The following is an 8,292-nucleotide window of genomic DNA, read 5'->3' as shown; positions in this document are numbered from 1 at the left end:
CACTCACCCTCCCCCCGCGCCCCCCCCTATCACCATTTCACCTTCCCCTCTTTCCCCACCCGACGCTCTTGCGATCTCGGAGCCGGGCCCGGGGCCGGCCCCCAGGCCCCGCCCCCGCCCCCGTCCTCGGCCCCGGTCCCGCTCCCCGCTACGGGGCCGCACGCGCGCGCGTGCCGACGCCGTCCCGCCGTACGCCCACGCCGACGCGGGCCCCACGCCCTCCTACGCCGACGCGGTCCCGCCCAGCGCCGGTACCGGCGGCGGAACCGGCACAGGCGGCGGAACCGGCAGAGGCACAGGCACCGGCACCGGTGCCGCCACCCCGTCGTACCCCCGAGCGCCCCGGCGCCCCCGCCTCCGTACGCCATGGGTGGCCGTCGCGCTGCTCGTGGCCCTCGCCGCGGCGGGCGCGGCGGGTGTGCTGCTCCTGCGCGGGGACGGCGACGGAGGCGGCGGTGGGGGCGGCGGCGAGCAGACGGTCACACAGTCCGCGTCACCGAACGCGCCCAGCGCGCCCAACACCCCGGGCGCGGCAGCGGGCAGCACCGGTACCGGGACCGGTACCACCCCCGGCACCGTCCCCACCGGATACCGCTCCACCTCCGACCCGCGCGGCTTCTCGCTCACCGTCCCGCAGGGGTATGTCCGTTCCACCGACGACAAGCGCGTCTACTACACGTCGCCCGACAAGGCGTTCCGTATCGGCATCCGGGTCCAGGCGCCGGCCGCCGGCGGCCCGCTCGGCGTCATGCGCCGCGCCCACGCGAACGGCCCGGACACCCACCCCGGTTACCGCGCCGCCAAGGTCACCCCGACCACGCACAACGGGCTGCCGGCCGCCCTGTGGGAGTTCACCTGGAACGGTTTCTCCCCCGCCGAGGGGCCGCGGCGTACGTACGACATCCGCTGGGAAGAGAGCGGGCGGATGTACGACGTCTGGGTCTCGGCGCCCGTGGCCAGGCTCGACGAGCTGAAGCGTCACTTCGACACCGTTCTGGATTCCTTCCGGGTGCGGCACTCCTGATCAGGGCTTATGTGCCAGCGAACGCTGGCACGGTGTGTGCGGTCGGCGAAAAGCTGTTACCGGCGGGTACCGCACCGGCCGCATCCCGCATACCCTCGCCCCATGACGGACACGACGGACACGCAGGCTCCCGCCACGCCTCTCGGTACGAACCCGGTCGCCCCCGCCCCGGCCGGTGCCCGCACCGCCGCCGACGTGGTCACGCCCGAGGTGGTCGCCCAGCTCACCCGCGGCGTGGTCGGCTCCGGCCGCACCGCCAACCACACCCCGTTCACCGGGCAGCGGCTGGCCGAGCTGCCCGAGTCCACCCCCGAGGACGTCGCCGAGGCGTTCGCCCGTGCCCGCGCCGCCCAGGGCGTGTGGGCCGCGACACCCGTCCGCGCCCGCGCCGCCGTCCTCCTGCGCTTCCACGACCTGGTCCTGGAGCGGCAGGCCGAGGTGCTCGACCTCATCCAGCTGGAGACCGGCAAGGCCCGGCTGCACGCCCATGAGGAGGTCCTGGCCGTCGCCGTCGTGGCCCGCCACTACGGCCGCCGCGCGGCCGCGTACCTCGGGCCGAAGCGTCACACCGGCGTCGTACCGGCCCTCACCAAGGTGACCGAACTGCGCCAGCCGCGCGGGGTGGTCGGACACATATCCCCCTGGAACTACCCGCTCGAACTGTCCGTCGGCGACGCCCTGCCCGCCTTCGTCTCCGGCAACGCGGTCGTCATGAAGCCCGACACCGAGACCGCGCTGACCGCCCTGTGGGCCCGCGACCTCCTCATCGAGGCCGGGCTCCCCGCCGAGGTCTTCCAGGTCGTCATCGGGGACGGCCCGGTCGTCGGCCCCGAGATCGTCAGGCACGCCGACTACGTCTCCTTCACCGGCTCCACCCGCACCGGCCGCGAGGTCGCCCAGGGCGCGGCGGCCCGGCTCGTGGGGGTCACGCTCGAACTCGGCGGCAAGAACGCCATGCTGGTGCTGCGCGACGCCGACGTGGAGAAGGCCGCCGCCGGCGCCGTCCGCGCCTGCTTCTCCTCGGCCGGCCAGCTGTGCATCGCCATCGAGCGGCTGTACGTCCACGAGTCCATCGCCGACGAGTTCGTGGACCGTTTCGCCGCCCGTACCAAGGCCATGCGGCTCGGCAACTCCCTCGCGTACGGGGCCGACATGGGCTCCCTCGTCGGTGAACGGCAGCTGGAGACGGTCACCCGGCACGTCGAGGAGGCCGTCGCCAAGGGGGCGAAGCTGATCGCGGGCGGCGTCGCCCGGCCCGACATCGGCCCGCTCTTCTACGAGCCCACCATCCTGGAGGGCGTCCAGGAGCCGATGGCCGTCTGCGCCGAGGAGACCTTCGGCCCGGTGGTGTCGATCTACCGCTTCACCGACGAGGACGAGGCCGTCGAGCGCGTCAACGCCACCGCGTACGGCCTCAACGCCAGCGTCTGGACCAGGGACGGCCGCCGGGGCCACGCCATCGCCGCCAGGCTCCGCACCGGCACGGTCAACATCAACGACGGGTACGCCCCGGCGTACGGCAGCGTCCAGGCGCCCATGGGCGGTATGAAGGACTCCGGCATCGGCCGCCGCCACGGCTCCGAGGGCATCCTCAAGTACACCGAGGCCCAGACGGTCGCCCATCAGCGGCTGATCCCGCTCGCCCCCTCCTTCGGCATGGACGACGAGAAGTACGCCGCCTTCATGAGCCGCAGCCTCAAGGTGATGAAGGCGCTGCGCCTGCGCTGAAAGCCCGTCCGTTTCGAGCCCTTTGGTACGAGGAGAGTCATGCCCGAGGTCCCCCCTGCCCAAAACCAGGACAATACGGTGCACGGTGACGACGGGGACTACGACGTCATCGTCGTCGGGTCCGGCTTCGGCGGCTCGGTCTCGGCCCTCCGCCTGACCGAGAAGGGCTACCGGGTCGGCGTCCTGGAGGCCGGTCGCCGCTTCACCCCCGAGACGCTCCCCAAGAACTCCTGGGACGTGAAGAACTACCTCTGGGCCCCCGCCCTCGGACTCTTCGGCATCCAGCGCATCCACCTGCTCGGCAACGTCATGGTCCTCGCGGGCGCCGGGGTCGGCGGCGGCTCGCTCAACTACGCCAACACCCTCTACGTACCGCCCGAGCCGTTCTTCCGCGACAAGCAGTGGGCGGCCATCACCGACTGGCACGCGGAGCTGGCCCCGTACTACGACCAGGCCAAGCGCATGCTGGGCGTACGGCTCAACCCGACGATGACCCCCTCGGACATCCACCTGAAGGCGACCGCCCAGGCGATGGGCGTCGGCGACACCTTCCACCTCGCCCCGGTCGGCGTCTTCTTCGGGGACGGCCGGGACGCCGTCGGCGGGGATGGGGTCGGCACGGCGAAGGCGAAGCCCGGCGAGAAGGTGCCCGACCCGTACTTCGGCGGCGCGGGGCCGTCCCGCCGTGCGTGCACCGAGTGCGGGGAATGCATGACCGGCTGCCGGCACGGCGCGAAGAACACCCTCACCGAGAACTACCTCCACCTCGCCGAGGAGGCCGGGGCCGTCATCCACCCCATGACCACGGTGACCGCGATCACGGAAGTCCCGTCCGGTGACGGGTACGCCGTCTCCACCGTCCCCACCCACCGCCGCCGCAAGGCCGCCCCGCGCACGCTGCGGGCCCGTTACGTCGTCGTCGCGGCCGGCACGTACGGCACCCAGACCCTGCTGCACCGGATGAAGGACGAGGGCAAGCTGCCCCGTATCTCCGCCCGCCTCGGCGAGCTGACCCGTACCAACTCCGAGGCGCTGGTCGGCTCCCAGACCACCGACCGCCGCTACCGCAGGCGCCACGGCCACCGCCGCGTGGACTTCACACAGGGCGTGGCCATCACCTCGTCCATCCACCCGGACGCCAGCACTCACATCGAACCGGTCCGCTACGGCAAGGGCTCCAACGCGATGGGCTCGCTGTCCATCCTCCAGGTGCCCTACGCCGAGCGGCGGGTCGCGGCCTGGCTCGGCAACGTCGCCCGCCACCCCCTGCTGGCGCTGCGCTCGCTGTCCAACCGCCGCTGGTCGGAGCGGACCATCATCGGGCTCGTCATGCAGTCCCTGGACAACTCCCTGACCACCTACCGCAAACGCGAGGGCATCGGAAAGGGCCTGCTCACCGCCCGCCAGGGCCACGGCGCGCCCAACCCCAAGCAGATCCCCGAGGGCACGCGCGCGGCGACGCTGCTCGCGGAGGAGATCAACGGCTTCGCCGGCTCCAACGTCGGCGAACTGATGGGCACCCCGCTCACCGCCCACTTCCTGGGCGGCTGCGTCATCGGCGCGACGCCCGAGGACGGCGTCATCGACCCGTACCACCGCCTCTACGGCCACCCGGGCATCTCCGTCGTCGACGGTGCGGCCGTCTCCGCGAACCTCGGCGTGAACCCGTCCCTCACCATCACCGCCCAGGCGGAGCGGGCGATGTCCTTCTGGCCCAACAAGGGCGAACAGGACCCCCGCCCGGCCCAGTCCGCCCCATACGAACGCCTCGCCCCGATCGCCCCCAAGTCCCCCACGGTCCCGGCGAACGCCTTCGGCGCGCTGAAGCTGCCGTTCCTGGGCATCCCGGCGGTCCCGCCCAAGCACTGAACGCATGAGAGAGGCGCTGCACCCCCCTCCGAGTGCAGCGCCTCTCTTGTTCTATGCGGTACGCGTGTTACGCGGTGGCACCGTTGTTACGGCGCTTCAGCGCGAAGACGACACCGGCACCGGCGACGATGGCGATACCACCGGCGATCCCGATGGTCGGCAGCATCGAGGACGAACCGGTCTCGGCGAGCTCGCCCTCGATCTTGATCGGGGTCGAGCCGCCCTGGGGCTTCAGGTCGGCCGGCTTCTGGTCGGACGGCTTGGCCTCGCCACCGTCACCGCCGTTGCTGCCGGCCGCCAGGATCTGGAACTCGTAGGCGTTGAAGTCCTCGTAGCACTTGTCGCCCTTGTCGTAGCCGGTGACGGCGAAACCGAGGGCGGAGCCGGCCGGGGCGGCCTTGTCGATCGAGATGCGCAGCTGGATGGTGCGGTTCTCATCCTTCTTCAGGTCGACGACGTCGAAGAAGAACCCGAGGTTCTGGCCGGAGAGGTTGTCGCCGCTCTCCCACTGGCCATCGGACTTCTTGTACTCCAACTTCGCGTACTTCTCGACCAGACCGTCGTGGTCCCCGTCGAGGTCCTTCTCGTAGGAGGCCCAGGTGCCGAGGGCGACCTCGCCGATGTCCTCCTTGCTGTTGTTCTTGACGTTGAGCGAGAAGTTCTTCCAGCCGCTGCCGGCGACGATCTTGCCGGGCAGGCCGGAGAGCGTGACGTCGACGGCGGCCTGCGCGCAGACCTCCTCCTCGACGATCTCGTCCTCGTCGGTCTCTTCCTCGCCGGTCTGCGTCTCGTCCTTGCCGGCCTCGTCGCCGGGCTTGGAGCCGCCCTGGTCCCCCGTGCCGGCAGGGGTCTTGTCGTCCTCGGTCTTGGCGGCGTCGTCCGTCGTGGCGGTGTCCTCGGTGGCCGAGTCGTCGCCGCTCGCGGCGCCGTCCTCGGTCTTGGCGGTGTCGTCGCCCTTCGCACCGTCGTCGGTCTTGGGGGCGCCGTCCTCGGTCTTCGAAGCGTCGTCGGCCGTGGCCGCGTCCTCAGAAGTCGTGGATTCCGTCTCGCCCGGAGCGCCCGTGGTGGCGGTCGTGCGGTCGGTGCTGCCGTCCGTCGCGTATGCGGCCGGAGCCGCCAGGAAGGCGGCAGGGGCTATGACGGCGGTCGCGGCGGCGACCACCATGGCGCGGCGAAGCTTCATGAAGACCTCAGTGAAGTCTGGCGTGCCGCATGACGCGGCACGGAGTCTGGGGGCACCACCCGGATGCGTGTCACAGGTGTGGCCATTGGTTCCGCATGCATGACCCGTGACCAGCGGGATTGGTTGCACGCCAACTGACAGAAACTTTATGTGCGCTGCGTCACACCCTTCCGGCCCTCCCGCCCGGTCGGTCCCTTCCGCCCGCCTGTGCCCAATCCGTGATCTTCGGGCGCGCAACCATCCGCCCCGCCGCACGGTCGAATCGGTGCTCCCGTCGTCACGCCGTACATCGCCCATCCCCGCTGAGGTCCCTTGATGAGACGCCTTTCCTCCTCCCTCGCCGCCGCCGGGCTGCTCACCGGTGTCGTTCTGAGCACCGCCCCCGCGTACGCCGCCGGGGAACCGGTGTTCACCCTCGACGGCCCCGCCGAAGTGGGCCTGCGGCCCTACCCGGACAGCGGCGAGCCGCAGAGCACCACCCTCGACGTCACGGTGAACAACCCGAGCGAGGACCAGGAGAACGGCGGCTTCGACGGCGAGTACACCGTCACCTTCGACCTGAGCGGCCTCACGGGCGTCGCCGACGTCACGTTCGGCCAGACCGGCAGCTCCCACTGCACCCTCACCGGCACCACCGGCACCTGCACCGACCCCTTCGGTATCCCACCGGGCCTCAACAGCGTCGCCCAGCTGAAGATCACCGCGGCCAAGGACAGCAAGACCGGCGCCACCGGCGACATCGAGGTCACCGGCACGGCGCACGGCGCGACCTTCACTCCGTTCACGAGCAGCGTCACCGTCGGCGGCCCCGACCTCGTGATGCACCCGCTCGACCTCAAGCGCGAGGTGAAGCCCGGCGAGGTGCAGCCCGCCCCGATCACCTTCTCCAACACCGGCACGTCCGCCGCCGATGGCGTCCGCCTCACCCTGATGAGCTCGCACGGCCTCGACCACACGCGGCGGTACACCAACTGCGAGTACACCGAGACCAAGGGGTGGACCAAGGCGGTATGCGGCTTCCCCGGTACGTACGAGCCCGGCGCCACCTACACGCTGGCCGAGCCCATCGGCCTGAAGGCCGCCGGCCACGCGTACACCGAGTCCTTCATCCACCGCATCGAGGAGCGGAGCGGCTCGCGCGCGCTCGCCAAGGGCGCCGGTCCCCGGCTCACCCTGAAGAAGGCACCCACCGCCGCCCGCGCGGCGGACCTCGACCCGTGGAACAACCAGCAGGAGTTCGACCTGCGCGCCGACAACACCGCCGACTTCGCCGCGTACGGCGCCTCGCTGACGGCGGCGGCCGGTACGACGGTGGAGGCCACGGTCGGCTTCCGCAACAACGGCCCGGCCTGGATCGGCAACATCCGCTCCGGCGAGCCCGTCGCCACCGTCGACGTGACCATCCCCCAGGGGGCCACGGTCACCAGGAAGCCGGCCCACTGCCAGTCGCTCACCGCGGACGGCAAGCACCGCGAGGAAGAGCTCGGCGCGCCGCGCTACGCGTGCGACACACCGATCCGGGTCTACGAGGACGATGACTTCGCGCTGCCCTTCGAGCTGAGGATCGACAAGGTGGTGAGTGAGGGAGCCAGGGGCGCGGTGACCGTACGCAACGTGTTCCTCAACCGCCCGGAGCTCGGCTTCGACGTGAAGTCCGCCAACAACACGGCCCAGCTGGTCCTCAACCCGAAAACCTCCGGCACGGACACCACGGGCGGAACGGGCGGCACGGCGGCGACCGGCGGCTCCACGACGAGCGGCGGTACGGCCACCACCACCGGCTCCACGTCCACCACCGGAACGACCGGCGCCACGGGCGCCACCGGCGGCTCGACCCCGACCAGCCACACCGGCGGCGGCCTCGCCGACACCGGCTCCTCCGCCCTCCCGATCGCGGTCGGCGCCGCCGCCCTGCTCGCCGCGGGCGCCGCGTTCGTCACCCTTGCCCGCCGCCGCTCCCGCGCCTGACGGCACCGCACACAGAACAAGGGCCCCGCGGAAACCCTTCCGCGGGGCCCTTGGCCGTCAGCACCGGCGTCAGGGCAGCGCCGGTGCCGAGGGAGGCGGCGCCGGGGGGAGTGCGCCGCTCGGGGTGGCAGGTCGGTGGGGTGCGGCCGACACCGTGGTGTGGACCTTTGGCGGTACGGCGTTGCGGCTGTATGTACGGAGAGGACGGGGCTTGTCCTGCATCGTGCTGGACGGTCGTGGAGGACGCAACCGTCTGGACCGGATGCGGTCGGCTCCGGGCGTCCCCGGAGCCGACCGCCTTTTCGGGTGACCGGGCTGCTGTCCCCTGCCGTCCGGTCACGCACGCTGGGGCGAGGTCCCACGACGTACCCGAAGAGGTACGCCACACGCCCCAGCGGAGCCACGCGTGGTTTTCTCGGCCCGCCCCTGGCTGACACGGACATCGGTACCAACGAAGCCGTACGGGAGCGGTCACGCGCCGTACGGGTGAGAGCGCGCCCGAACGTAGATGCGCCGGACG

The 8,292-nt window shown here is 71.7% G+C and carries 5 protein-coding genes; 4 read left to right on the top strand and 1 reads right to left on the bottom strand.

Annotated elements, in window-relative coordinates; all coding sequences use genetic code 11:
* Positions 1 to 370: 370 nt before the first annotated feature.
* The 3 genes from QWM81_RS22305 to QWM81_RS22295 all read left to right on the top strand — a co-directional run bounded on the left by QWM81_RS22305 (position 371) and on the right by QWM81_RS22295 (position 4,621).
* Positions 371 to 1,024, top strand: a complete 654-nt coding sequence (locus tag QWM81_RS22305; protein ID WP_290114029.1) for a serine/threonine kinase C-terminal domain-containing protein — start codon at positions 371 to 373, stop codon at positions 1,022 to 1,024.
* A 102-nt stretch (positions 1,025 to 1,126) separates the two neighbouring features.
* Complete coding sequence (locus QWM81_RS22300) at positions 1,127 to 2,752, top strand: succinic semialdehyde dehydrogenase (protein WP_290114028.1); 1,626 nt, start codon at positions 1,127 to 1,129, stop codon at positions 2,750 to 2,752.
* Positions 2,753 to 2,791: 39 nt separating this feature from the next.
* Positions 2,792 to 4,621: a GMC oxidoreductase gene (locus QWM81_RS22295; protein WP_290114027.1), complete on the top strand. Its 1,830-nt coding sequence runs from the start codon at positions 2,792 to 2,794 to the stop codon at positions 4,619 to 4,621.
* A gap of 67 nt (positions 4,622 to 4,688) precedes the next feature.
* On the opposite strand, the gene QWM81_RS22290 is transcribed toward QWM81_RS22295, so the two are convergent.
* Positions 4,689 to 5,804, bottom strand: coding sequence for an LPXTG cell wall anchor domain-containing protein (locus QWM81_RS22290; protein WP_290114026.1), 1,116 nt, complete (start codon positions 5,802 to 5,804; stop codon positions 4,689 to 4,691).
* Between the two features lie 315 nt (positions 5,805 to 6,119).
* Here QWM81_RS22290 and QWM81_RS22285 point away from each other — a divergent pair, with 315 nt between their 5' ends.
* Complete coding sequence (locus QWM81_RS22285; RefSeq protein WP_290114025.1) at positions 6,120 to 7,772, top strand: COG1361 family protein; 1,653 nt, start codon at positions 6,120 to 6,122, stop codon at positions 7,770 to 7,772.
* Positions 7,773 to 8,292: the final 520 nt, after the last annotated feature.

The organism is Streptomyces ficellus (assembly GCF_030406405.1).
Classification (GTDB): domain Bacteria; phylum Actinomycetota; class Actinomycetes; order Streptomycetales; family Streptomycetaceae; genus Streptomyces; species Streptomyces ficellus_B.
This window is presented reverse-complemented; position numbering and strand designations above follow the sequence as displayed.